Source organism: Algoriphagus pacificus, from assembly GCF_017254845.1.
In the GTDB taxonomy this organism is placed as follows: domain Bacteria; phylum Bacteroidota; class Bacteroidia; order Cytophagales; family Cyclobacteriaceae; genus Algoriphagus; species Algoriphagus pacificus.
Genome location: NZ_JAFKCU010000001.1, coordinates 455,048 through 478,594 on the forward strand (window position 1 = coordinate 455,048; position 23,547 = coordinate 478,594).

The window sequence follows — 23,547 nt, forward strand, 5'->3', positions numbered from 1 at the left end:
CATCGGTTACACTGAACGGACCATCCAAGGTCACATTTCCAGTGTTGGTGATCACATATCGGTATTCAACAACGTCACCTACCGCTGCATATGGATCTCCAGATACAACCTGCTTGTCCAAACTCAACGTTCTGGTCTGGGTCGCATCCACCGTCTCGGTGTCTGTATTCGAGGTCACTCCGTTGCCACTTGCGCTTGCAACGTTGGTAACAAAGCCTGCATCCAAGTCAGCCTGGCTAATAACATAGCTGCCTGTCGCCGTCACACTCGCCTGTGGAGCCAATGGACCGTTCACGTCGGCAATGCTCGCAATCTTATCATCGGTTACACTGAACGGACCATCCAAGGTCACATTTCCAGTGTTGGTGATCACATATCGGTATTCAACAACGTCACCTACCGCTGCATATGGATCTCCAGATACAACCTGCTTGTCCAAACTCAACTCATAATTCTGACAAATAGGAACAACTGTAGGGTCATCATTATCACTAGCTGTTCCTGAATCATCGCTTACCTGGAATCCATTAAACTGACCAGAAGCTGATGCTTGATTTACAACTTGACCATTTTCAATATCAGTGGCCGTTATAGTATAAGTAGCTGTATAAATCCAAGTTTCTCCAACACCCAAAACATCATCATCACCGGCATCTCCACTTTGATAGGTAATTGTAGAAAGTCCAACAAGAGGATCTGAAATTTGAATAGTTGTCAGATCATAAGCTCCATTATTAGTAACAGTAAAGCTGTAATTAATGGTAGGGTTTAAGGTAGGATCCAAACAATCTTCGGCATCTGGACCGTTTGTAGCTTCTTTTACTAATGTAAGGCTACAAGCTGCAACATTAATTGTAACAGTTACTTGGTCACTCTCACATTCCCCATCTTTAATTTGACTGACTTTATAAGTATAAATACCCGGAGTGTCAGTATTAAATGTAGGGGTTGAACCAAGTGTGGTAATACCATCAGCAGCATACCAAATTAAAGTATAACCATTGTCTGGGGAAACTGGAATTGCTTGTTCTCCTGATAAGGATCCAACACAATAATCAAATTCCTGCTCAGTCAATATTGGAGCCTGTGGTGGTATAACAATGTCTAAATAAGCGAATTTTTCACACTGATTTCCTCCAACGGAGAAATATTGATATCCAATTTTATAGGTATCTCCAGGACCTGCTAAAGATAAATCAATCTCTCCAGTATTATTATTTATTGAAATAGTTCCTGTATTTGATGGCCCTGTCTCATCAATAAAAAATTCGCCACCTTGAATACCTGTAACGCTAACGTCGATACTAGGACTACACAAATCTTCTCCCTCGATTGACAATTCAGCATTTCCTAAAATAATACGAACTGGAACAGGAGAAATAAAATCGTCCAATGTTGAAGTGCTACTAGATCCAGAAGCTCTGGATTTGATAAAAATATTACCAATTGAAACACCATCACAAGTGTTACCAAGAATATCTAATAAAGCTGTAAAATTAACTGCAGCTTCAACAAATTGATCAGCTCCATATAGTCCAGTCCCGTATGTATTGAGAACATCAATATTAGTCCCAACACTACTTTCTGCTAAAGCATTTGGACCGGGAGTTGCTAAAACCCATGTAAACCCACCATTGCCATCAGATTCCCATTGGTAAAATTGAACATTGGTTGTACTTTCAAAATCAACAGAAATTAAGAAATCACCAACAGTTCTTCCACCATCAGGTCCAGTTGCATTAAAAGTTCCGTTACCCCCACCAACTGGAGCAACAGGAATAATGTTATTTTGTAAAAATTCAAAATCAATATTTGAATTTCCAGAATTACTTAATCTATCAGCTCCAACAAAAATCCACTGATCGCCATCTTCCTGTGGATCATTACTTTCAACTTCTGCTATATGGACAAATACATTCCCTATATCATTTTTTTGGGATGCATCTCCTGTGCCCCATTCCCAATCTGAAGGATTGTCAAAAAATTTATTTGAGCCCGCAAAAGCATTGTTAGGCAACGCATCACCTTTTAATTCATCCCTGAAATAAAAAGACGTGCTTAAATTTACAGCTTTTGGAACTCCTCCGACAATCGTAAATACATGCCCCCCGCTTCCAGAAAGCCCTGGAAACCAGTCACCGACACCAGAAGGAGCAGGGAAATTTGATCTTAAATCACCATCAATTCCAAATCCTCCTGATGGATTGACAACATTTATTGTTGTCTGTGCAATTGCAAGATTCGAGACTAGAAAAAATAAAATCATTAAAAACTTGAAAGTCTTTAAGGAATCTATTTCCTTTTTTACCCTTTCGAAAAATCCACTTGATTGTGGTCGGGGGTTGAATTGACAATTGGATAAAGTGTCCATATCGTTATTATTTAAAATTTTTCGAGTTCGTAAAGCTTTTTTCAATAATTTACTTTTACCTATTTCTTGTTGAATTATTCTAATTTTTAAAAGTCAAAACCATAAATAATTCAACATTTTACACCAAAAGGATTTCATTTTCTCTTCTTATTTCTCACCTGAAATACGAATGTCAATCCTAATTTGCGTTAAAAATACATTTTTTTGCTTTTCATATCCAAACAAATCGAGAAAAATTTTTTTATGTAATGCAATTTTTTTGGTATGAAATTAATTTTCGAGTATTCGAAACTCGTTTTTTTGACTAAAGATTGACAAAAAATAGCCTTTAAGGCTTTTAAACACTTACTCCCAAATCGTTAAAGAATTTGAGGCAGGATTTTTTTTATTTTAACCTTTGATAAAAAAAAATTCGTCAAATAGGGATCTATTCTAAATCTGCAGCTTTTCAATCATAAATTGTCCATTTACCCAAAAGCTCTAAAAAACACCAAACCCAATATGAATCAAGAATTTGCCAATTCTTTCAAAGCGCAAAAAAACACCTCTATCAAATGGAGAAGCTCTACTGTTGATGAAAGAATTTCTAGAATAAAACTTATCGAAAAATGGATCAAAACAAATCAGCAAAAAATCAGAGAGGCAGTTTATCTAGATTTTAAAAAACCATTTGCTGAAACAGATCTTAGTGAAATATACCCAGTTACCTCAGAAATTAACCACGCAGTTAAGAATCTAAAAAATTGGATGAAACCGACCAAAGTGTCTTCGACACTATCAATGGCTGGTACTAAAGGGAGGATTATTTATGAGCCAAAAGGTACTTCACTAATTATCAGCCCTTGGAATTACCCATTCAATTTGGCTGTTGGCCCCTTGATTTCAGCTCTTGCTGCCGGCTGTACTGCTATTATAAAACCTTCTGAATTGACTCCGCATACTTCCCTTTTACTTCAGGAAATGGTTCAGCAACTTTTTAAAGACTCAGAAGTTGCAGTCTTTACTGGAGATGCAGAAGTCTCTCAGGAACTATTAAAGCTACCTTTTGACCATATCTTTTTTACTGGAAGTCCGAGAGTTGGAAAACTGATCATGAAAGCTGCTTCGGAGCATCTAAGCTCGGTAACTTTAGAATTGGGAGGAAAATCACCAGCTATAGTCCATCAATCAGCAGACCTAAAAGACACAGCAGAAAAGATCATTTCTGGTAAATTCTTAAACTGTGGCCAGACTTGCATCGCACCGGATTACCTTGTAGTTCATGAATCTGCAAAAGATCATCTTCTGATGGAACTCAAAATTGCGATTCAAAAAATGTATGATTCTGACTACAAGGGTATCGAAAATTCAAAAGATTTAGCAAGAATCATTAATGTCAAGAATTTTGAAAGATTGAATCACTTGATCCAAGATGCACTCGATAAAGGTGCTAAAATCGAATTTGGAGCTTCGGTCAATCCTGACTCCTTATATATAGAACCAACCATACTATCCAATCTTAATGAACAAATGCATATAATGGAGGAAGAAATATTTGGTCCGATCCTTCCTGTACTCACATTTAAAGACATTTCTGAAGTGATTGAACAAGTCAATTCCAAACCTAAACCCTTGGCTCTCTATTATTTTGGACAAAAGGATGAAGATCAAGAAAAGGTATTGAATGAAACCAGTTCTGGAAATGCAGTCATCAACGACTGTGTGCTTCATTACCTCCACCCCAACCTACCTTTTGGAGGCGTAAATAATAGTGGTCTGGGAAAAGCCCATGGTTATTTTGGCTATCTTTCTTTTTCCAATGAAAAGGGGATTTTAAAACAAAGAGTGGGGTTTAACAATTCTACTATGGTAAAGCCTCCTTATGATGGGAAAACAAAAAAAATTATTTCAACTCTGATCAAATGGTTATGAACAAACTGATTTTTAAACTTCGCTTTTTAATAGTGCTATCTTTTTCGATTGTTCTATTCTCTTGTAATAATGATTCTGAAAACCCAGCTGCTGAACTTGAAGCGATAGACATTCTTAATGAATCCTATGGCTCAACTGCTGAAAATTCTATGGATGTCTATTTACCAGCAGGAAGATCCACTTCAGAAACACCTTTATTTATATACATTCATGGAGGGGCTTGGGTGAGTGGGGACAAAAGTGAAATCCAGACTTTCCGATCTCTAGTAGAAACCTCTTTCCCGGACTATGCGATTATTTCTTTGAATTACACCTTATTAAATCTTGGGACAGGGGCCGGCCAATTCCCTGATCAGGAAAATGATATCATAGACGCCATCAATTATATCCTTTCAAAAACAAATGAATGGAATATTTCCAAAAATATAATCTTAGCTGGAGCAAGTGCCGGAGGACATTTGGCTTTGCTTCATGCCTATAAGCATCAAGAAATCGGAAATATCCAAGCTGTATTGGCTTTATTCCCACCGACTGATTTAGTGTCATTATATGACTTTAATTCTTTGACTCAGCAGGGTTTACAAATCTTGGTAAATGGAACTCCAGATAGTAATCCAACTGGATATGCTCAATCAAGTCCCATTACCTTTGTCAATTCGAACAGTATTCCTACGGTTTTCTTCCATGGTACAGCGGATATAGTTGTTCCAGTAACGCAAAGCGAAATTCTAGCAGAGAAATTAGAGGAAAACAATGTTCCTTATTATTTCGAAGCCTATCCAGGAGAAGGGCATGGGTTTGATTTCGGCCCGTATGCAGAGGTGATCCAAAAAGCAGCTGACTTTATAGAAGGGGAATTATAGAAATAAAAAAACCCCGACTTAGCGGGGTTACCAATTTTTCAGACTCTTTGAAGTCCCGTAGACTGCGCTCTAGATTTTATAGCGTTTACTACTTTTTCCGAAGGATGAAGCTGGATTTGATCTAATTGCTCTAACGTGCTCAGCATTTCTACATATTCTTGCATCAACGACTCGTCATTGTGCAAGGCTTGCACTAAAAGCTCTTGCTCTTCCTCCGTCATTTCCTGATAGATATATCGTACCAGGTCATTTGGGGTAAATAGTTTTATCATAGGCAACATTAAGGTGTTTCATTTTCTTTCTTAAATGGATTAGAGCATATCGCATTCTTCCCAAAGCAGTATTAATACTCACTCCGGTCTGGTCTGCAATCTCCTGAAAACTCAGGTCTAAATAATGCCTCATAATCAGCACTTCTTTCTGGGCTTCAGGTAGCTCATCTATTAGCTTCTTCACAAGTTCGATTGTCTCATCTCGCATTTGCCTATCTTCGATCGTTTCTTCAGCAAATCTCAGAGAGTTAAAGATATTTGAACCATCTTCCATTTGGATCATGGGATATCTTTTCGCTTTCCTAAAATGATCAATCGCCAAGTTATGCGCGATTCGCATAACCCATGGTTGAAATTTTCCCTCCTCATTGTATTTATCTGAGTGCAGTGTCTGCACCACTTTGACAAATACCTCCTGCAGCAGGTCTTCAGCAATAGCCTGATCCTTCACGATCAGGAAAATTGTGGTATACAATTTACTTTGGTATCGATCTACCAAGAGATCAAAAGCAGCGTCGTTTCCATTTCTATACTGAGCTATCAACTCGCTGTCTTGAGGACCTTTTCTCTTACTCATCTTCAGTTGGTTTATGAACAACGTAGAAGTCTATACCATAGTATTATTTAAGTGTGAAACAAAATGAAACAGTTTTAAAAATATGATTTCAAATACTTCTCTGCAAAGAATTATCAAGATTTAAATTTATTAGTCGAATAAATTTTTGGCATCAAAATTTCCTTTCGCCAAACCTCAAATTGACACACTTTTATAGAGATCTCCCTGAAAATCGGAATTACGATGACCCAATGACCATGCCAAAAAATGTTAAAATTCACTGTGAGGCAAAAGGAATTTAAGTAATACTTGGCGGGAGTTTTACAGTCCTTTCATTACCTTCGTGCTTATAGAATTTAAATTAAAGAAGATGGAATTAAGCGGAAAAATTATCCAGATTTTACCTGAAGTAAGTGGTAATTCCAGAAGTGGAAACGCATGGAGAAAGCAAGAATATATTTTAGAAACCGGCGGAAATTATCCTAAGAAAGTTTGTCTTTCTATTTGGAGTGATAAAATTGACCAGTTTGCAATGCAAGTAGGCGAGCAGGTCACCTTGGGGGTAGATTTGGAAAGCCGCGAATACAATGGCAGATGGTATACCGAGGTAAAGGCTTATAAGGTTGATAGAACTGGAGCCGCAAATCATTCTTCCCCTTCTTCCAACAGCATGCCTGAAGTAAGCAGTTTCCATTCAGACAGCGAAGAAGATACCCTTCCATTTTAATTAAAGCTTTTAAACATGTGGGATGATTTTGATGAAAATTCGGAATGGGATGATGAAGACAAAGAAAACTTCGAAAACCAGCAAAATCGGATTTACAAACATCCTTTGATGAAAAAAGCGAAGGAAATCGTCGGGCTTACCCATGCTTTGGTGGGAAGCCTTGACGAGGCACGAAAGGAATTATATGGTGGTCTGATGATGGAGGACGCCACTGTCATGAGCGCTAAATTTGCCGGAGCAGAAGCAATTGATGATTTTGTCGCAAAAATGGAAAATGCAGTCATTATGAAAGTTCATGCAAAAAATCTCAGAGCAATGACTTTTCAGCTGGCTGTGGAATCCACCCATGCCGAGGAGCATTTACAATTACTTCGTGATGCAATCGAGGAATACAGAATCTTATTTAAAGAATGGATCAATGGATTTGATTCTTCTGAAAAATACGATGATGGCTGGGGAATATTTACAGACTAAATACTTCCTCCACCAAAACTAAAGCCCATCCAGGCCCCAAAAGCCATTAATCCGAGCGTAATGCCAATCATTAATAGGAGAACATTCAATGGGATTTCCCACTTTTCTCCTCCCACAGTAAACCGAATAGGCTTTTTCCAATCCATAGGATAAAATTAATGCGGCATAAGCCGCATTTTTTATTTATTTAAGATCTTTCTCCAACCCTTTTCTTCAATCTGAAGGGCTGAGTCCTCAACTTTTTCTCTTAGCGTGGTTTTAAATTGATCCATTTTACTCCCAACTTCCGAATTAAATGCTCCGACAATAGATGCTGCCAAAATCCCTGCATTTTTACCTCCATTTAATGCAACAGTGGCAACGGGAATACCGGAAGGCATCTGCAAGATCGACAAGATACTATCCCATCCATCTATTGAATTTGAGCTTTTTATAGGAACTCCAATCACAGGTAAACTAGTCAGGGAAGCAACCATTCCAGGCAAATGCGCTGCACCTCCAGCTCCGGCAACAATTACTTTTATTCCTCTTTCCCTAGCTGATTCTGCATAGTCGATCATCCTTCTGGGTGTTCTATGGGCAGAAACTACCGTCAGTTCATAGCCTACTCCTAGTTCTTCTAAAAATTGTGCAGCTTCTGCCATGATTGGCAAATCAGACTGGCTTCCCATGATAATTCCTACTGATGGCTTCATTAGACAGATTTGATTTTAATAATTCCTTTAATTTTCATTGCTTTTGTTTTCAGTTTGGAAACATCCTCATCCAAAACTGTTACATGGCCCATTTTACGGAAGGGTTTTGTCAATTTCTTTCCATACATGTGAATATACACGCCTTTCTCAGCTATGGCCTCATCTTGGCCTTCCACTATTGCTGGTCCCGTAAAACCTTCCTCTCCTAATAAATTGATCATGGCGGCTGGACATCTCAAATCCGGATTTCCTAAAGGCCAGTTCATAACAGATCTCAAATGCTGCTCAAACTGAGAAGTGAAATTTGCTTCAATAGTATGATGCCCGCTGTTATGCGGTCTCGGGGCTATTTCATTCACAAGTACTTCTCCTTCTTTGGTCACAAACATTTCCACCGCCAAGATTCCAACCATACCCAATTTCAAAATCACCTCTTTGGCAATTTCCTTAGCCTTTTGCTCAACTTCTGCGGAAATATCAGCCGGGGCAAATAAAAACTCAACCAAATTAGCTGTAGGGTGAAAGGCACATTCCACTGCTGGATAAACAATCAGATCACCTGATTCATTTCTGGCAACTGTCACTGCAATTTCTTTATCGAAATCTATCAGCTTCTCCAATAATCCTGGCGCATCAAAAGCATTTTTGAGATCGGCTTCAGTTCTCAATAGCTGTACACCTCTTCCATCATAGCCTTCTTTTCCCAACTTATTCACAGCAGGAAGAAAACCTTTATTGTGGATAACTTCTGCTTTATTCTCGGTTAAAATAAATTCAGCAGTAGGAATTCCCTGCTCTTTATAAAATTGCTTTTGCTCCCTTTTGTCTTGAATCAGTTTTAAAATCTGAGGCTGTGGATAAACTTTCTTTCCTTCTTTCTCCAATTGGATAAGTGCCTCAGCATTTACGCTTTCTATCTCTACAGTAATGACATCACATTCCTTTCCAAAAGCATAAACCGTATCAAAATCCTTTAAAGAACCCACTGCGAATTTCTGACAAAGATCCTTGCAAGGAGCATTTGGATCAGGATCTAAAATGTGGATATCTTGATTGTAGTTGATAGCAGACTGAATAAGCATTCGGCCTAGCTGCCCTCCACCGAGGACTCCTAAAATGGGTGATTGAGTTTGTTGAGCCATAGCAAAATTTGAAGCACAAAAATACGACAATCTGAGGGAAGGAAAAACCTTTTATTGATCCTGAAAGCGAATCCCCATCAACTCCATCAATTTATGTGCATTGAAACTGGGACATGCACCAGCTTTTAGCTTGTAATCAAAGTTGATCGTATTATCCAGTATTTCGGAGTGAAAACTCCGGTTTTCTACGGTGTCAATTTTCTCCTCCAAAGCAGAAAGTTCAATGTCATGTGTACTGACAATCCCTAGTGCTTTGGTTTTTGCCACTTGTCTTACCAAGGCTTCACTTCCGGCAATTCGGTCTTCGGTATTTGTTCCTTTCAGAATTTCATCGAGTAAAAAGAAAATCGCTTCGCCCTTTTCCAGCCTTTCAATCAATTGATGAATCCTACTAAGCTCGGCATAAAATGAACTTACGCTTTCTCCCAGATTATCAGTGTTTCTCATACTTGTGTACAGCTGAAATTGTCCAAGCAGCAGATTTTTGGCAAAAGGCTTTAATCCCATATTCGCCATCACACAATTGATTCCTAAGGTTCGCATAAAGGTGGTTTTCCCACTCATATTAGCTCCTGTCAATAGAATAAAACGCTTTTGATCCCCAAGTGAAAAGTCATTAGCAATGGCAGTGTCTGGCTTGAGAAGTGGATGAGCAATTGCTTCGGCAGTAAGAATAGAATCTTCTGTCCAAGTGATGTTTCCTGATGATCCTAATTCATATTCGAAGGATCCTAGAGAAACCAATATCTCCCAATCTTCTAACACTTCAGGAATTCTAGACAATTCATGCCCATGGTGATTCATCCATAGTTGAAGCTTGCGATATAAAAACAAATCAGTCCATAAAAGCAGATTGAATGGGATGTATAAAATATTCAGTCGGTTATCGATCCAAAGTCCTAAACGGTCCAATTGATGAAATAAATGAGAGGCGCTTTCACTTTCTGTTAAGATCAAAGACTGTTTTTCCTTCAAAAAATCGGAAGAAAAATTCATCTTTTCCAGCACTACAAGCCAAGTTGTAAAAGCCTTCAATTGTTGTCGAGATGGGAGTTTTTCTGAGGCTTTTTTCAAAGGTTGAAATACCAATCCTAAAGGGATCAAACCCAACAAAATCCATAATCCCAAAAAAGCCGCTGGGATAATTCCCAAAGCAACAAATACAATAATAGACAGCCCACCCAAAGGTCCTAAAAATGCAAAAATGGTATTGAAAGTTGAAACTGGCTTTTTTTCGTCCAGCCATTGCTGCCAATTCTTATTTGACTTTTCATCGGAGTAAAAAGCCTTTCCTATACTTTCCATCGCCCTTAGAAAAGTAGGATGATCCCCCAATTCTGCACTTGCCTCCTGAAAAAGTATTGCTTTTTGGGAATCAAATGGAGCTTTCATATTCTCAGCCAACTTAACTTTTGCTCCTTTTGAAACCGTATGATTTACTAACTGGAAGAGGGAATGATCTCCAAACAAATCCAAGTCATTTGCAAAAGGATGATTTTTATCCTGGAACTCTGCGCCAGGATCAATACCCTGAAGTGTCCTTGAATTTCTCTTTTCTGCATTATTCAAGATGCTTGTCAACGCCAAATAGATTGCTTCTTGATCTTTCAGGAAATTATATCTCTGGACAGAAATGACAAATAATGCGGAGGCGGCAATCAATGGGAAAAACCAAAGCAATGATTGGGAAAATGTCAAAACAAAAGAAATCCCCATTCCAATAAAAATAGCCAACCTGATAAAAGCCAAACTTCCTACTTTGGACTTTACATCACTTATTTTCCCGGCTAAATCGCTGGTTTCAAAATCAAATGCCTTCATGCCCAAAGATAGTATTTGCCAGCATGTACGGAAAAAATATAATCACTACCGGAATCCATCCATCTTTCTGGCAAGGTTTTCCGTACTAGTTTTGAATGAGTTATATTCATAAAACTTTAGAAAAATTTAAAATTGAAACGTAAAAACCCAACTAAAGACAAAGAATTCAAGGAAGAAGATATTTCTGAGGATTTGGATTTGACTCAAGGAATGGGAATCATTCCAGATGATATTCCTTTTACTCAGAACATCGGCTGTGTGGGAGGCAAAACCAAATCTGCAAAAACCAGCTCCAAAACGAAAGATGAAAAATCCTGAAATGATTTCTTTTAGAGACTGAATCCCTGTATTTTTAGATTCAAACCATTTTAAACCTGCTAATATTTTTAGCGTCTAACCATTGTTTTTTAATTTTCCACTCCAAACTCACACTATGAAAAATTTTATGAAATTCCACCCAATCCTATTGATAGCATTGATTTCCTTTTTAGGGTTCTCATGTGGATCAGATGACGACGAACCAGCTGTTGCGGATACATCCATTGTAGTAGATGTATCTGAAGTAAATCAAAAATTTGAAGATCTAGATAATCTGACACTTGCAGTTTTGGAAGAGTCGGGACTAGGAGCAAGAAAAACCGAAACCTCAAGCCCGGATTTTTGCGCATCGACTGAATTCACCAAAGATGATGCTACCAAAACGATTACAATTGATTTTGGAGACGGATGCGTTAGTCCGAATGGCGTTTCCAGAAAAGGAAAAGTGATCATTAAATATTCAGGAAACTTATTGATTCCAGGAGCAAATATTGTGACGACCTTCGATGGTTATGAAGTAAATGGATATAAAGTAGAAGGTACCAGAACATTAACTAATACTGGTATCAATATCATTACAAGTACCATCACGATTGCTGTTAAGATCGAAAATGGAAAAATAACCTGGCCTGACGGTGGCTTTGTGACCATCAGCTCTGATGAGGTAAGACAAATCACTTTAGGTAATTCAGGCTATGAAGCTTCCATCACTGGTACAGCATCTGGAAATAGCCGAGATGGTAAACCATTTGCAGCTGCTATTACGGATGCATTGTCCCTAACTCAGAGTTGCATAGAATCAGGTGTCTATACTCCATCAAGTGGATTGATTGAATTCACTTACCTAGGTGTGAAAATGACTTTGGACTACGGAACAGGAAGTTGTGATAAAACAGCTACTCTTACTTATCCAGGAGGAGTAAAAGAATTGACTTTTGATTAAGCAATCTCAGTTTAAATGAAAAACGGCTATCTTTCGAGGTAGCCGTTTTTTTTATGATGGATAAAAAGAAAATTGAGGGATTTGAACATATCCGCTATCAAAGACCCCAAATCAGCCCCGAGCAATTGCTTAAAAATTCAGAAGAATTTTACCAGATGATGGATCAGCGAAGAACTGTCAGAGAATTTGATACCCGCCCTGTTCCTTTTGAAGTAATGGAAAACATCATCAAAACCGCCAGTACTGCTCCCTCCGGAGCACACAAGCAGCCTTGGACATTTTGTTTGATTTCTGATCCAAATCTTAAAAAGAAGATACGGGAAGCAGCCGAGGAGGAAGAAAGGATAAGTTATGGTGGTAGGATGTCAGACACTTGGAAAGCAGACCTGAAGCCATTGGGCACTAATTGGGAAAAACCATTTTTGGAAGAGGCTCCCTATCTTATCGTCGTTTTCAAACAATCCTATGGCATGGAAAACGGTGAGAAAGTCCAGCATTACTATGTCAGCGAATCTGTCGGAATTGCTTGTGGATTTTTGATTGCTGCAATCCATCAAGCTGGATTAGTGGCTGTCACACATACACCCAGTCCCATGAACTTTCTTTCTCAAATTCTGGAAAGGCCTTCCCATGAAAAGCCATATCTGCTCGTTCCTGTTGGCTATCCAAAATCTGAAACTTTTGTCCCAGATATAAATCGAAAAGAACTGAAAGATGTGTTGATAAAGTATTAAAAAAGGCGACCTGTTTGGATCGCCTTTTTCATCAGTCTGTAAGAGCCCGAACCTCTCTTTGTGGGAACGGGATCGAAATATCGTTTTTCTCAAATGCCTCTTTGATAGCTTCCATTCCATCAAAATAGACTGGCCAGAGCGTTTCAGCATCTGTCCAGACACGAATTATTAAGTCAAGCGAACTGTCACCAAAACCGTTTAAAAAAACGACCGGAGCAGGATCTTGATGCACTCGTTCATCATTTTTAAATACTTCCAAAACTATTTCTCTTACCTTTTTAAGGTCAGAAGAATAAGCTACCCCCACTGAAAAATCCGCTCTTCTGACGGGCTGAGTACTCATATTGACTACATCCGAATTTGCCAAAGCACCATTGGGAATGATGATTTCTTTTTTGTCAAATGTGGTCATATGAGTATATAAAATATCAATTCTCACCACAGAGCCTGTATGTCCTTGAGCCGTAATGACATCTCCTACTTTAAATGGCTTAAATAACAGGATCAAAACCCCACCTGCGAAATTGGATAAGGAACCCTGAAGGGCCAAACCAATTGCCAAACCAGCGGCACCCAAAATTGCTACGAAGGATGTCACTGGTACTCCTAAAATATTGGCAATACCAACTCCTAGGGATACATATAACAAGGCTTTCACCAAGCCAATCAGGAATTCATTTAATGAGGGATTGTCATCTCTCTTTTCCAAAAGTCTCCTGAATCCCCTGATCAGTTTATTGATTAAAAATTTACCTACTATATAAAATAAGAGGGCGTAAATAAGCGAAGGAACAACTTTTCCAGCCAGTTCGATAGCCTGTTCCCAAATGGCGCTGATTGTTTCTTGTGATAATTCCATACTAAAATTTGATTGATGATTTACTAAAATAAAATAATGACTTGCCAACGGAAAGCCCAATTCCAACTTATCCTATACTTTGTGATTCCTGCCATTTGCAAGATTCTTTCCCAGTCTTTTCTTGAAAAACTCCTTAAAACAGATAAAGAAGCATCATTTCTGACCATTGCTGATTTGCTGAACAAGGCAGTGAGAAATTTGATACTGTAAAAAGCAAACCAATGTCTATGGAGATCATTGACCACAATGCCTAATCTGGATTTACTTTTTAGCGACTTTAAAAGGTCTGAAAGCTCGCTATCTGTAAAATGATGTGTAAAGAGCGTGCAAGTAGCTATATCTACTTTTTCATCTGCAAAATCTTCATGGAAGACGTTCTGAACTTTCCAGGAAATGTTGGATATGTCAGCTAACCTAACTCGTGCCAAGTCAATAATGTTCCTATTTGCGTCGATTCCTGTGAAATTAAGCTGTTTTTTATGTTTTTTCGCCCAATTATCCATCACTCGGATCATATCTCCTCCCCCGCAACCAATATCAGCGACCGAATAAGATTCCTGAGGATAAGTTTCAAAAACCTTCGAAAGTCCAGTTGTGGTAACATAATTACCTCCAAGCCATTTATTGATGGTTTTCAGTTCCCTCAAGGTTTGGGCAAGCTCCTCACCTGAACAATCCAAGTCATCCATCAGCTCCTTTTCGGTACTTCTTTGAGAGAATTTTCCCATTATTTCTCCAGATGCAAAGTTTCTAAAGTAAGGCCAGGGCCAAATCCCAAAGAAAGAATATCTCCCTCCACAGCTGAATCATGAAGCATTCTTTCCAAAACAAATAAAATTGTCGCTGAAGACATGTTTCCAAACCTTCTCAAAACTTCCAAAGCATGTTTGTTCACATCTGGGTTTAGCCCAAAAGCTTCCTGAACTTTGCTGAGAATCTGTCTACCTCCCGGATGAATAGCAAAATGCTTGATTTGGGAAAGGCTGAATTTCTTTTCAAAAAGTGAGATCAATTTGGTGATTCCTTCATCCAAAAGTGAGGGAATATACTTGCTGAGCTTCATCTCAAAGCCGAAATCGCCGATTCCCCAAGCCATATCTTTTTCTCCTTCCCGAATGACCTGACTCAGATAGGATTTAATTTTCAAACCACTATTAGAAGCTGTCAAAAGTGCTGCTGCTGCTCCATCAGCAAATAGGGAATTTGCTAAAATATTATCCTCCACATATTCCTTCTGAAAATGAAGGGTGCAAAGTTCAACCGAAACCAATAATACATTGGCCTCAGGCTCAGCTTTTAAGATCTTATCTGCCAGCTTGATACCAGTGAATGCTGCATAGCAACCCATAAAATGAATGCAATAGCGCTCGACCGTTTCAGGAAGATTCAACAAACTCATCAGTTCAAGTTCCACTCCTGGAGCCACCATTCCTGTACAGGAGACCAAAATCAAATGAGTGATTTCATCCGAAGCTAAACCCACTTTGTCCAAGCAATTTTTGGATGCTTCAAATGCCAATTGGGGTGCGGTCTTGGTGAAAACCTCCATTCTGGATTTAGTTCCTGGAAATGGGCTTAACTCTTTGTTTGTAGGGAAAAAAGTGAATTCACTCGGATGCTCCTTTTCAAAATCCATCAAGACGCTGTGACGCATCTCAATTCCGGATTTTCGATATAAAAAACTCAGTTTTCTTGATTCCACTTCATCCAGTTGATGAGCAAACTTCATAAAACTTGCGATCGAAGCTTGCGGGATAGGCAAACCTGGATTCGCAAGACCAATGCTGACGATGCTGGAATTCATAGGATCAAGTTAAAGGATATTTTCTAAATTGAATGCTAGCAATACAACCTTCCTCATTTGATAAAGTTATAGGAGCATCCAGAATTACGATATGATCACAGTTTCCAGTTTAAAACATCTGAGAATTCCATTTTCTCTCTTTCTGATGCCCGTTTTCTTTTTTGCGCTTGCTTTGACTCCCAACCACAATGAGCTCAGGATTTTATGGGTATTTGTTACGCTGCATTTATTTCTTTACCCCTCAAGTAATGGGTACAATAGCTTTTTTGATAAAGATGAAGAAAGCATCGGGGGATTAAAAGTTCCTCCAAAAGTAACCCCGGATTTATATTGGTTATCAATGGTATTTTTTGGAATTGCTATTGGTTTAGGCTTTCTGATCAATTGGGAATATGCAAGTATGGTCCTAGTCTATGGATTGGTCAGTATGGCTTACAGTCATCCAGCCATTCGGATCAAAAAATATCCATATGGAAGTTGGTTTATCGCTGGGTTTTTTCAGGGATATTTCACATTTGCTATGGCATATGTTGGTTTGAGTGGACTAGACTGGAGTACCATTCTAAAACCACATGTGTTGATCCCAGGTATGTTGACAAGTCTGATGCTTTGGGGTTCTTATCCATTGACACAAGTCTATCAACATCGAGAGGATTCTAAAAGAGGAGATCAGACACTTAGTCTAAATTTGGGGATAAAAGGCACTTTCTATTTTGCTAATTTTTTCTTTTTATTAACTGGAATTGCCTTCGTCTGGTACTTTATCGACAGAGGTCAACAGGATGTGATCTGGATATACTTGGGAGCCATGCTTCCTATCCTACTTTACTTCTTTATTTGGTTTAGTTTCATTCGTACCAACCCTGAGAAATACGCTTCGTATTCTTGGACAATGGGAATGAATGCCGTTTCAGCGCTGATGCTAAACGCCTTCTTTATTTATTACTTTTTTGAAAACACCCAGATTCTCCAGGTTTTTGGATATTAAAAAGGCTTGCCGTGAGTACTTTTTACAATTTGATTGGCAAGTAAAGGGAAACTCTTGATCAGCTTTCCGGCAAAAACAGAAGAATTATGTGTACCAAATAGTAGCTGCACTTTTCTACCTACCCAGAGCCTTTTCTGAAAATTCCTTTTCCAACTTGATGCGTATTGATGCTCAATTGCCTTTCGACTTGCTCCTTGTATCAATGCCTCTGCTGCCATTTTAGCGGAGTGAATCGCAATAGCCATCCCATTTCCGCAAAGTGGCGTAATCAATCCTGCAGCATCCCCCGCCATTAAAACATGGTTTTCCACAGGCGCTTTCGGTTCAAAATTGATTTCATTGATGACTTCAGGCTTTTCAAAAAGAAATTCCGCCTCGGTAAATACTTTCTTCAGCTGAGGGTTTTTCCATAAAAATTCCTTTTCCATAGCCTCGATGGAGCCTAATTCCCGAAGTTGTTCCCTGCTACCCAGATAGCAAATATTGAATTTATCGTGTTCTATTGCGTTGATTCCGCAATAACCACCTTCGAAATTATGCAATGCTACCGTGTCCTGTGGATAATCCATCTTCACGTGGTATTTGACACCGATGTAAGGGCTCCGTTGAGATATGAAAGGTCGATTCATATCCTTGTCCAGTCTAGATCTTTTCCCAAAAGCTCCAATCACATTTCTGGCTTTTAGATGGGAATTGTCTGATAATTCAAGTTCGAAAAGGTCTTCCCTCTCCTCAAAATTCAAGTGATAAACTTGAGTACCCAGTAAGAATTGAACCCCTACATTTATTGCTTTTTGATAGAGGAAATAATCTAATTCATACCTACTCACCCCAAAACCACCCAAATCCAAAGGAATTGTCACTGAATCTCCTGAAGTATCAGAAAAAAGAAACTTCATGACTTCGGGAAGATCTAAATGAGTAGGGTATAACCCTTCCCTGTTTAAAAAACCCAAAGCCTCTTTGGAGACATATTCTCCGCAAACCCGATGGAACGGATAGTTCTTCTTTTCGATCAAAAGAACTTCTTGACCGTTTTTGGCCAGTAGGTATGCCGAAACCAGCCCTGCTAATCCTCCTCCGATGATTACGTTTTGATAATTTTCCTTCAATGGATTGCCTTTGAGTTTAGGATTAAACCGCTTATCAAATAATAAGTTTGACAGATAACTTTAACTGCAAAATCAAACTTATTTTGAATGCTAACAAAAGCTTAAACATATGAAAAAAATGCTACCCAAATCACTTTGGAGAATTTCGATGGTGCTAGGCATCATGGGAATGTTCCTACATGCGGAGGAAAGCTTTGCTCAGAAAAAGAAAAAAAAGGATTCTAAAAATGCTCCTGCCGCAAGTACTACTCCGGCAAGACCATCAGGAGGTTCTAATTCTGGTCCAAAACCTTACTCTGAAGTCATCACCAAGAAAGCCAAATCAAAAGACGGTCTTTTCAAGGTCCATCAGATAGATGACAAATATTTCTATGAAATTCCTGAAGAGATGTTTGGCAAAGACATGCTCATGGTGACTACCATCGCCAAAACTGCAGACGGAATTGGCTATGGCGGTGAGCGTACCAATACTTTGATGCTGAGATGGGAAAAAAACAATGATGATGTCCTATTGAAAGTCGTTTCTGTAAACAATTTCGCTGCTGACTCATTGCCAATCTCTATGGCGGTAAAGAACTCCAATTTGGAGCCGATCCTTCAGAAATTTGATGTGAAGTCAAGAGCTACAGATAGCACTGGAGTTGTTATTGAGGCAACGGATCTTTTCAGCAAAGATGTTCAGGCGCTTGGCCTTCCTAGAAACAGAAGAACTGGCTTCAAAGTATCCAGATTGGATTCTGAAAGATCTTACATCGATCATATCAATACCTATCCTATCAATATCGAGGCTCGTTATATTTTGACATATGCAGCTGCAGAGCCACCATCAAACAGCTCAACTGGTTTGATCACTTTGGAAATGAACTCTTCCATGATTTTACTTCCTGAAGAGCCAATGAAACAAAGATTGGGAGACCGTCGAGTAGGTTGGTTTAGCAGATCCATTGTGGATTATGGTGCTGATGCACAAAAAGCTTCTAACAGAACTTTCCTTGATAGATGGAGACTTGAAGTTAAAGATGAAGACATTGAGAAATTCAAAAGAGGTGAATTAGTTGAACCTAAAAAGCAGATTGTTTATTACATCGATCCTGCAACTCCAGAAAAATGGGTTCCTTACCTTATTGCTGGTGTAGAAGATTGGCAAGCTGCCTTTGAAGAGGCTGGTTTCAAAAATGCAATCATAGCAAAAAGAGCTCCTAGCAAAGAGGAAGATCCAGACTGGAGTCCTGAAGATGCAAGATATTCTGTAATCAGATATTTCGCTTCCGACATCCAGAATGCTTATGGTCCTCACGTATCTGATCCACGTACTGGTGAAATCATTGAATCTGATATCGGTTGGTATCACAACGTAATGAACCTATTGAGAAACTGGTTCTTCATTCAGACAGCTGCGATCAACCCAGATGCGAGAAGTGTACAATTCAAAGATGAAGTAATGGGTCGATTGATTCGTTTTGTTTCTTCTCACGAAGTTGGACACACTTTAGGTTTACCTCACAATTTCGCTTCTTCTCATGCTTATCCAGTTGAAAAATTGAGAGATGCTGAGTTTACAAAAGCAATGGGTACAGCTCCTTCTATTATGGATTATGCTCGATTTAATTACATCGCGCAGCCAGGTGATGAGGGAGTTAGCTTGATGCCAAACGTAGGTCCTTATGACAAATATGCTATCGCATGGGGTTATAGACCAATTTTAGATGCTGAGACTCCAGAAGATGAGCAAAAGACATTGGATATGTGGATAACTTCCAAAAATGGAGATCCAATCTATCGTTATGGTCGTCAAGGAAACAGCTATGATCCTTCTGCACAGTCTGAAGATCTTGGTGATAACTCCATGAAAGCTTCTGAATATGGCATTGCCAACTTGAAAAGAATCGTTCCTAATCTGGAAGAGTGGACTGCTGAAAAAGACAAGCCATTTAAAGATTATGAAGATCTAGAAGAAATGTATGGTCAAGTCGTGACCCAGTTCAATAGATACATGGGACATGTAAGAACAAATGTCGGTGGTGTTTTGGAGGTTTATAAAGCTACTGGACAGGATGAGGCAGTTTACACCCACGTATCTAAAGACATCCAAAAATCAGCTGTTGATTTCTTGAATAAAGAGCTTTTCGCAACTCCAACTTGGTTGATGAATGACGAAATCTTTGCAAGAACCTCAGATTTTGGAGCTTTGGAAAGAATCAGAGGAGTTCAGGTTGGTACCCTAAACGGAGTATTAGAATGGGGAAGACTTGGTAGAGTGATTGAAAATGAAGCTTTAAACGGAGCAGAAGCTTATACTATGACTCAGTTGTTCAATGATTTGAGAAAAGGTATCTGGACTGAACTTCCAAGTGGCAAGACTATCGATGTTCACAGAAGAGCTTTACAGAGAGCGCATATTGAGCGATTGGAATACCTATTGAATAATGATGAGCCTAACGTTCCTGCAAATTTCAGACGTTTCGTAGGACCACAGATCAACGCTTCTCAGTCGGATATCCGTCCGGTTGTAAGAGGTGAGCTAAAAACTCTTCAAAGAGACATCAGATCAGCCATTGGCAGAACTTCTGATTCCATGTCAAAACTACACTTAGAAGATCTTTTGGCTAGAGTTGACGCCATTCTCGATCCTAAGTAATTTCAAACAAAGAGGCTTCCAAATGGAAGCCTCTTTCATTTTAGCCCTAAAATTTTTTCTTGTAATTTAGCGTTGTAACAGAAAAACATGAGCTCACCGCTTTCCATATTACAAACTCACAAACTCAGAATTACTGATTGCCGGCAAGAAATCATCCGTGAATTTCTAGACAAGCAAGTTGCCTTATCACATGCAGATCTAGAAGAAAGTCTGGACAATCAATTTGACAGAGTCACTATCTATAGAACCTTAAAAACTTTTGTGGATAAAGATGTTATCCACAAGGTGTTGGATGATAGTGGAGGGGCAAAATATGCGCTTTGTTCTCATGAGGAGCATCAGGAGCATAATCATGAGCATGTACACTTCAAGTGCGAAGTCTGTGGTGAAACCACTTGTTTGGAAGCAATAACGCTCCCTGCCATAAAATTACCGAATGGATTTCAGAAAAAAGAAATGAGTCTATTGGTGCAGGGGGTTTGTGACAAATGCCATTAAAGTTCAACTGGCTCAGGCCTCGTAGTCCTTGGAGCATCAGAAGGCCAAATTACCCCTGGGGGTAAATCAATCTTAGGTGGAGTTAGATTCTCCACTCCTCCATCTCCATCATCTCCGTTACTGTCTCGCTTTTTCAGAGAGTTGCGAGTCAGGGTGGCTACGAAATAAATCAAAATCACATAAGCCAACCCGCAGAGCACCAGATCTATCACTAAACTACTCATGGCCAAAAATTTTATAAAAGATAGTTGAATACATAGTTTAAATCAATGCCTAGAGCAATTTGTTTATAAGAAATCCTGCTTTTATGATTTTATTCGGCTTGTTTAATCCCTCAGATACTAGGATATTTGCGCACTGAAAATAAAAGTGATGATAGTAAAGACTAAAAAATACCAGCTAGAGACAGGAACCTACATAAAAATGGGATTAACTAGCATTCTCAAAGAGCAATGGTGGGTGATTCTGATTGCCTTGGCAATTATGTGCGGTTATTTCTGGATTCCTTCTATTTGGTGGATCATTGGCGCTTTAATCGCCTATATATTATACGTTTTGTTCTGGGCCATCCAGTTTACAGGAGTGACTCAAATGGAGCAAAATAAAACCATCTTTGAAAAACTAGCCTACGAAATAGACAGCAGACAGATTTTGATGAAATTAAATACCCGTCAGGGAATGCCTGTTCAATGGAATATGATTAAGAAGGCTGAAGTGAAGAAAGATGCCTACGTTCTTTATCTATCCAAAGCTCAGTTTATCCACCTTCCCTTCCGAATTTTCAATTCAGATAATGAGCGAAAGTTTATGGAGACAATTTTGAAACGCAAGGAATTGATCAAATAAGAGCTAACCTTCTAAAGCATTACAAGGCCTCTCGGTTTTTCGGGAGGCTTTTTCATTTACTTTATTCCAATTTTTCCCTTTTTCTTTAAAACAACTTTTTGATTTATCTGAAGCCAAAATACATCGGAACTTATAAAATTATCTTTGATTGGTGTATTGGCAAATTGCTTATTCCAAGTGAGTGAAATCGCTAGATTTTCTTCCAGATTTAAAGTTGGGCTGACGATAAATCTGTTTTGATCAAATCTATTATAAATAATGTTTTTGCCCGAATTGAAAAACACCTCATCCCCTATTTTTAAGGAAACGAATTGTTTAGAATTGGATAGGTAAAATAAAACCCCACTAAACATCACAGAATACCGGTATCGGAAATTAAAAGTGTTGGGGTTTTCCAAAAAGCTAGGCTGAACCAAGTGAAAAAAGCGCTCCTCCAATCTAAAGCGTTGGGTTAATTCAATCCTCCCAATTTTATTTTTAAGCTGAATTTCCTGAAAAGGCCTGTTTTCAATTTTTGCCACTTTTTCTGCAGCATAAAACCCCAAATATGCCATACCACCAGCAACTCGTAAAGAAGGCCTCAAAGAATAACCAACTCCCATTCTGACAATAAATAATGAGCTTTCGTCAAAATTTTCCCTCCATCGAAATCCTCCATCACTGAGCAACGTCCAGCGATCATTAAATTGGATCTGATTGTAATACTGCAGCCATTGCTGATTCCCTTTGGTAATGATCTTGTTTTGACCACAGACAAATTGACCGCTTAAGAAAAAAAAGAAAAGGGTGATACGGAGGTAGGGTTTTAATTTAATAGTCTAAGGATTTAAGTGCTTTTTGATTTTGAACCAAAAAATCTTTTGAGCTCTAGTCACCCACACCATGGGTTTTTGAGCAATTCTAATCCTTATCTATTATCCATTTTTAACAGAGAAATTTGCAGTAAAATCAGCTGAAAGTTAATTGAATTATTCACTTCTTGATTGAAAAGGAGACAATTTAAGTTTCACTTTCATATCCTTAAATAATTCATGAGAATTCTTAGGATTCTGGCTCTTTCACATATTTTCTCCAATTGTGCTGCTCTTTAAATCCAAGGACTTCTTTGATTTTCCGGTTTGAAAAAAGCGCTTCATGCTCATCCAGTTCTCGTGATAAAGGAACACCTGGAAAGAAGCGTTTACACAATTCTTTGCTTGGAATTACTGCTCCATTATGATCGTTGCCCGCATTAAATACTTGGAAACCCAATCCATCTTTTTGGATGCATAAATCGACTATTTGGCCGAGATCTCTGGCATCAATATAACAGAAAGCATTTCGCCGACGCACTTCAGGATTTTTGAAATAATGAGGGAACAACTCTTGGTATTCGTGAGGCTCGATGACATTTCCGATTCGAAGGGCATATATATCATATCCTGACCTCCTTTGAAAAGTTCTTGCCGTTTTTTCATTGACTACTTTAGATAGGCCATAACTGTCCATAGGATCTACGTCATAGTCTTCTTCTAGGGGCAATACTTTTGGATCGGTTTGCCCATCCGAGAAGCAAATTCCATAAGTAGTTTCCGAAGAGGCTATGATGATTTTCTTAATTCCCATCTTCACGGCTGCTTCTATCACATTGTAAGTCCCGACGGTATTTACACTGAAAGTTTCATTGTCTGGATTGATCAAAATCCTAGGTACAGCTGCGAAATGAACCACAGCATCAAATTTCGGAGTACCATTTCCATATTCCAACTCATCCAATCCGGCATAAGAATTCATCGCATTAAACATCTGTCCAGAATCGGTGATGTCTGCAATTAGATTATCTACCCCGGGGTGTTTCAAAGGAACCAAATCCACATTAAGTACACGGTATCCCTGATCCAATAAATAGGGAATCGCATGCTTCCCGGCTTTTCCTGATCCCCCTGTAAAAAGGATTCTTTTTTTAGTCATTATGGTCTATTATTCATTTTACTAA

At 38.8% G+C, this 23,547-nt stretch carries 25 protein-coding genes; 11 read left to right on the forward strand and 14 right to left on the reverse strand.

Going from position 1 to position 23,547, the window contains the following annotated elements; translation table 11 throughout:
- Positions 1-2,416, reverse strand: a 2,416-nt coding sequence (locus J0A69_RS01830; protein ID WP_449500903.1) for a COG1470 family protein, incomplete at its 3' end; no start/stop codon positions are given.
- Positions 2,417-2,872: 456 nt separating this feature from the next.
- Here J0A69_RS01830 and J0A69_RS01835 point away from each other — a divergent pair.
- Together J0A69_RS01835 and J0A69_RS01840 are read left to right on the forward strand one after the other, a co-directional pair.
- Positions 2,873-4,282: an aldehyde dehydrogenase family protein gene (locus J0A69_RS01835; RefSeq protein WP_206584806.1), complete on the forward strand. Its 1,410-nt coding sequence runs from the start codon at positions 2,873-2,875 to the stop codon at positions 4,280-4,282.
- A complete protein-coding gene (locus J0A69_RS01840; RefSeq protein WP_206584807.1) occupies positions 4,279-5,145 on the forward strand; it encodes an alpha/beta hydrolase in 867 nt (288 codons plus the stop codon). Before J0A69_RS01835 ends, J0A69_RS01840 begins: the two co-directional genes overlap by 4 nt.
- A gap of 38 nt (positions 5,146-5,183) precedes the next feature.
- Here J0A69_RS01840 and J0A69_RS01845 read toward each other — a convergent pair whose 3' ends face one another.
- Positions 5,184-5,417: a hypothetical protein gene (locus tag J0A69_RS01845; protein WP_206584808.1), complete on the reverse strand. Its 234-nt coding sequence runs from the start codon at positions 5,415-5,417 to the stop codon at positions 5,184-5,186.
- The gene (locus tag J0A69_RS01850; RefSeq protein WP_206584809.1) at positions 5,392-5,994 is read right to left on the reverse strand and encodes an RNA polymerase sigma factor; all 603 of its coding nucleotides are present in this window, start codon (positions 5,992-5,994) and stop codon (positions 5,392-5,394) included. Before J0A69_RS01850 ends, J0A69_RS01845 begins: the two co-directional genes overlap by 26 nt.
- A 349-nt stretch (positions 5,995-6,343) precedes the next feature.
- Between J0A69_RS01850 and J0A69_RS01855 the strand changes: the two genes are divergently transcribed.
- Positions 6,344-6,700: a DUF3127 domain-containing protein gene (locus J0A69_RS01855; RefSeq protein ID WP_206584810.1), complete on the forward strand. Its 357-nt coding sequence runs from the start codon at positions 6,344-6,346 to the stop codon at positions 6,698-6,700.
- Between the two features lie 15 nt (positions 6,701-6,715).
- On the forward strand, positions 6,716-7,174 hold the full coding sequence (locus J0A69_RS01860) for a hypothetical protein (protein ID WP_206584811.1): 459 nt from the start codon (positions 6,716-6,718) through the stop codon (positions 7,172-7,174).
- Here J0A69_RS01860 and J0A69_RS01865 read toward each other — a convergent pair.
- Genes J0A69_RS01865 through J0A69_RS01880 form a run of 4 tightly spaced genes read right to left on the reverse strand, consistent with a single transcriptional unit; the run spans position 7,171 to position 10,832 of the window.
- Positions 7,171-7,320, reverse strand: a complete 150-nt coding sequence (locus J0A69_RS01865; RefSeq protein ID WP_206584812.1) for a hypothetical protein — start codon at positions 7,318-7,320, stop codon at positions 7,171-7,173. The two genes, J0A69_RS01860 and J0A69_RS01865, sit on opposite strands and share 4 nt — an antisense overlap.
- A 33-nt stretch (positions 7,321-7,353) precedes the next feature.
- The gene (gene purE / locus J0A69_RS01870; RefSeq protein WP_206584813.1) at positions 7,354-7,869 is read right to left on the reverse strand and encodes a 5-(carboxyamino)imidazole ribonucleotide mutase; all 516 of its coding nucleotides are present in this window, start codon (positions 7,867-7,869) and stop codon (positions 7,354-7,356) included.
- Positions 7,869-9,011, reverse strand: a complete 1,143-nt coding sequence (locus J0A69_RS01875; RefSeq protein WP_206584814.1) for a 5-(carboxyamino)imidazole ribonucleotide synthase — start codon at positions 9,009-9,011, stop codon at positions 7,869-7,871. Before J0A69_RS01875 ends, purE begins: the two co-directional genes overlap by 1 nt.
- Before the next feature lie 51 nt (positions 9,012-9,062).
- Complete coding sequence (locus J0A69_RS01880; RefSeq protein WP_206584815.1) at positions 9,063-10,832, reverse strand: MutS-related protein; 1,770 nt, start codon at positions 10,830-10,832, stop codon at positions 9,063-9,065.
- 132 nt (positions 10,833-10,964) lie between these two features.
- Here J0A69_RS01880 and J0A69_RS01885 point away from each other — a divergent pair, with 132 nt between their 5' ends.
- The 3 genes from J0A69_RS01885 to J0A69_RS01895 all read left to right on the forward strand — a co-directional run bounded on the left by J0A69_RS01885 (position 10,965) and on the right by J0A69_RS01895 (position 12,827).
- A complete protein-coding gene (locus tag J0A69_RS01885; RefSeq protein ID WP_206584816.1) occupies positions 10,965-11,150 on the forward strand; it encodes a hypothetical protein in 186 nt (61 codons plus the stop codon).
- Positions 11,151-11,265: 115 nt separating this feature from the next.
- Positions 11,266-12,093, forward strand: a complete 828-nt coding sequence (locus J0A69_RS01890) for a hypothetical protein (RefSeq protein WP_206584817.1) — start codon at positions 11,266-11,268, stop codon at positions 12,091-12,093.
- 53 nt (positions 12,094-12,146) lie between these two features.
- Complete coding sequence (locus tag J0A69_RS01895) at positions 12,147-12,827, forward strand: nitroreductase family protein (RefSeq protein ID WP_317194827.1); 681 nt, start codon at positions 12,147-12,149, stop codon at positions 12,825-12,827.
- A gap of 31 nt (positions 12,828-12,858) precedes the next feature.
- Here J0A69_RS01895 and J0A69_RS01900 read toward each other — a convergent pair whose 3' ends face one another.
- The 3 genes from J0A69_RS01900 to J0A69_RS01910 are packed head-to-tail and all read right to left on the reverse strand — an operon-like array spanning position 12,859 to position 15,490.
- Entirely contained in the window at positions 12,859-13,686 is an 828-nt protein-coding gene (locus J0A69_RS01900; protein ID WP_206584818.1) for a mechanosensitive ion channel family protein, read from the reverse strand.
- A 23-nt stretch (positions 13,687-13,709) separates the two neighbouring features.
- Complete coding sequence (locus tag J0A69_RS01905; protein ID WP_206584819.1) at positions 13,710-14,414, reverse strand: methyltransferase domain-containing protein; 705 nt, start codon at positions 14,412-14,414, stop codon at positions 13,710-13,712.
- Positions 14,414-15,490: a type III polyketide synthase gene (locus J0A69_RS01910; RefSeq protein ID WP_206584820.1), complete on the reverse strand. Its 1,077-nt coding sequence runs from the start codon at positions 15,488-15,490 to the stop codon at positions 14,414-14,416. Before J0A69_RS01910 ends, J0A69_RS01905 begins: the two co-directional genes overlap by 1 nt.
- A gap of 91 nt (positions 15,491-15,581) precedes the next feature.
- Between J0A69_RS01910 and J0A69_RS01915 the strand changes: the two genes are divergently transcribed.
- The gene (locus J0A69_RS01915; protein ID WP_206584821.1) at positions 15,582-16,478 is read left to right on the forward strand and encodes a UbiA family prenyltransferase; all 897 of its coding nucleotides are present in this window, start codon (positions 15,582-15,584) and stop codon (positions 16,476-16,478) included.
- On the opposite strand, the gene J0A69_RS01920 is transcribed toward J0A69_RS01915, so the two are convergent.
- The gene (locus tag J0A69_RS01920) at positions 16,475-17,590 is read right to left on the reverse strand and encodes an NAD(P)/FAD-dependent oxidoreductase (RefSeq protein WP_206584822.1); all 1,116 of its coding nucleotides are present in this window, start codon (positions 17,588-17,590) and stop codon (positions 16,475-16,477) included. The two genes, J0A69_RS01915 and J0A69_RS01920, sit on opposite strands and share 4 nt — an antisense overlap.
- A 109-nt stretch (positions 17,591-17,699) precedes the next feature.
- On the opposite strand from J0A69_RS01920, the gene J0A69_RS01925 reads away from it, so the two are divergent.
- Positions 17,700-20,228, forward strand: a complete 2,529-nt coding sequence (locus J0A69_RS01925) for a zinc-dependent metalloprotease (protein WP_236032586.1) — start codon at positions 17,700-17,702, stop codon at positions 20,226-20,228.
- Positions 20,229-20,315: 87 nt separating this feature from the next.
- Entirely contained in the window at positions 20,316-20,726 is a 411-nt protein-coding gene (locus J0A69_RS01930; protein WP_206584823.1) for a Fur family transcriptional regulator, read from the forward strand.
- On the opposite strand, the gene J0A69_RS01935 is transcribed toward J0A69_RS01930, so the two are convergent.
- A complete protein-coding gene (locus J0A69_RS01935) occupies positions 20,723-20,950 on the reverse strand; it encodes a hypothetical protein (RefSeq protein WP_206584824.1) in 228 nt (75 codons plus the stop codon). The genes J0A69_RS01930 and J0A69_RS01935 overlap by 4 nt on opposite strands.
- 148 nt (positions 20,951-21,098) lie before the next feature.
- Between J0A69_RS01935 and J0A69_RS01940 the strand changes: the two genes are divergently transcribed.
- Positions 21,099-21,572, forward strand: coding sequence for a YcxB family protein (locus J0A69_RS01940; protein ID WP_206584825.1), 474 nt, complete (start codon positions 21,099-21,101; stop codon positions 21,570-21,572).
- Between the two features lie 56 nt (positions 21,573-21,628).
- On the opposite strand, the gene J0A69_RS01945 is transcribed toward J0A69_RS01940, so the two are convergent.
- Together J0A69_RS01945 and J0A69_RS01950 are read right to left on the reverse strand one after the other, a co-directional pair.
- Positions 21,629-22,387: a DUF2490 domain-containing protein gene (locus tag J0A69_RS01945; protein WP_206585776.1), complete on the reverse strand. Its 759-nt coding sequence runs from the start codon at positions 22,385-22,387 to the stop codon at positions 21,629-21,631.
- 226 nt (positions 22,388-22,613) lie between these two features.
- A complete protein-coding gene (locus J0A69_RS01950) occupies positions 22,614-23,522 on the reverse strand; it encodes an NAD-dependent epimerase/dehydratase family protein (RefSeq protein ID WP_206584826.1) in 909 nt (302 codons plus the stop codon).
- Positions 23,523-23,547: the final 25 nt, after the last annotated feature.

Bases quoted from the DNA above. Each gene is read 5' to 3' on its own strand.
- J0A69_RS01835 (WP_206584806.1), top strand. From the start codon at position 2,873: ATGAATCAAGAATTTGCCAATTCTTTCAAAGCGCAAAAAAACACCTCT.
- J0A69_RS01840 (WP_206584807.1), top strand. From the start codon at position 4,279: ATGAACAAACTGATTTTTAAACTTCGCTTTTTAATAGTGCTATCTTTT.
- J0A69_RS01845 (WP_206584808.1), bottom strand. From the start codon at position 5,417: ATGATAAAACTATTTACCCCAAATGACCTGGTACGATATATCTATCAG.
- J0A69_RS01850 (WP_206584809.1), bottom strand. From the start codon at position 5,994: ATGAGTAAGAGAAAAGGTCCTCAAGACAGCGAGTTGATAGCTCAGTAT.
- J0A69_RS01855 (WP_206584810.1), top strand. From the start codon at position 6,344: ATGGAATTAAGCGGAAAAATTATCCAGATTTTACCTGAAGTAAGTGGT.
- J0A69_RS01860 (WP_206584811.1), top strand. From the start codon at position 6,716: ATGTGGGATGATTTTGATGAAAATTCGGAATGGGATGATGAAGACAAA.
- J0A69_RS01865 (WP_206584812.1), bottom strand. From the start codon at position 7,320: ATGGATTGGAAAAAGCCTATTCGGTTTACTGTGGGAGGAGAAAAGTGG.
- purE (WP_206584813.1), bottom strand. From the start codon at position 7,869: ATGAAGCCATCAGTAGGAATTATCATGGGAAGCCAGTCTGATTTGCCA.
- J0A69_RS01875 (WP_206584814.1), bottom strand. From the start codon at position 9,011: ATGGCTCAACAAACTCAATCACCCATTTTAGGAGTCCTCGGTGGAGGG.
- J0A69_RS01880 (WP_206584815.1), bottom strand. From the start codon at position 10,832: ATGAAGGCATTTGATTTTGAAACCAGCGATTTAGCCGGGAAAATAAGT.
- J0A69_RS01890 (WP_206584817.1), top strand. From the start codon at position 11,266: ATGAAAAATTTTATGAAATTCCACCCAATCCTATTGATAGCATTGATT.
- J0A69_RS01895 (WP_317194827.1), top strand. From the start codon at position 12,147: ATGATGGATAAAAAGAAAATTGAGGGATTTGAACATATCCGCTATCAA.
- J0A69_RS01900 (WP_206584818.1), bottom strand. From the start codon at position 13,686: ATGGAATTATCACAAGAAACAATCAGCGCCATTTGGGAACAGGCTATC.
- J0A69_RS01905 (WP_206584819.1), bottom strand. From the start codon at position 14,414: ATGGGAAAATTCTCTCAAAGAAGTACCGAAAAGGAGCTGATGGATGAC.
- J0A69_RS01910 (WP_206584820.1), bottom strand. From the start codon at position 15,490: ATGAATTCCAGCATCGTCAGCATTGGTCTTGCGAATCCAGGTTTGCCT.
- J0A69_RS01915 (WP_206584821.1), top strand. From the start codon at position 15,582: ATGATCACAGTTTCCAGTTTAAAACATCTGAGAATTCCATTTTCTCTC.
- J0A69_RS01925 (WP_236032586.1), top strand. From the start codon at position 17,700: ATGAAAAAAATGCTACCCAAATCACTTTGGAGAATTTCGATGGTGCTA.
- J0A69_RS01930 (WP_206584823.1), top strand. From the start codon at position 20,316: ATGAGCTCACCGCTTTCCATATTACAAACTCACAAACTCAGAATTACT.
- J0A69_RS01935 (WP_206584824.1), bottom strand. From the start codon at position 20,950: ATGAGTAGTTTAGTGATAGATCTGGTGCTCTGCGGGTTGGCTTATGTG.
- J0A69_RS01940 (WP_206584825.1), top strand. From the start codon at position 21,099: ATGATAGTAAAGACTAAAAAATACCAGCTAGAGACAGGAACCTACATA.
- J0A69_RS01950 (WP_206584826.1), bottom strand. From the start codon at position 23,522: ATGACTAAAAAAAGAATCCTTTTTACAGGGGGATCAGGAAAAGCCGGG.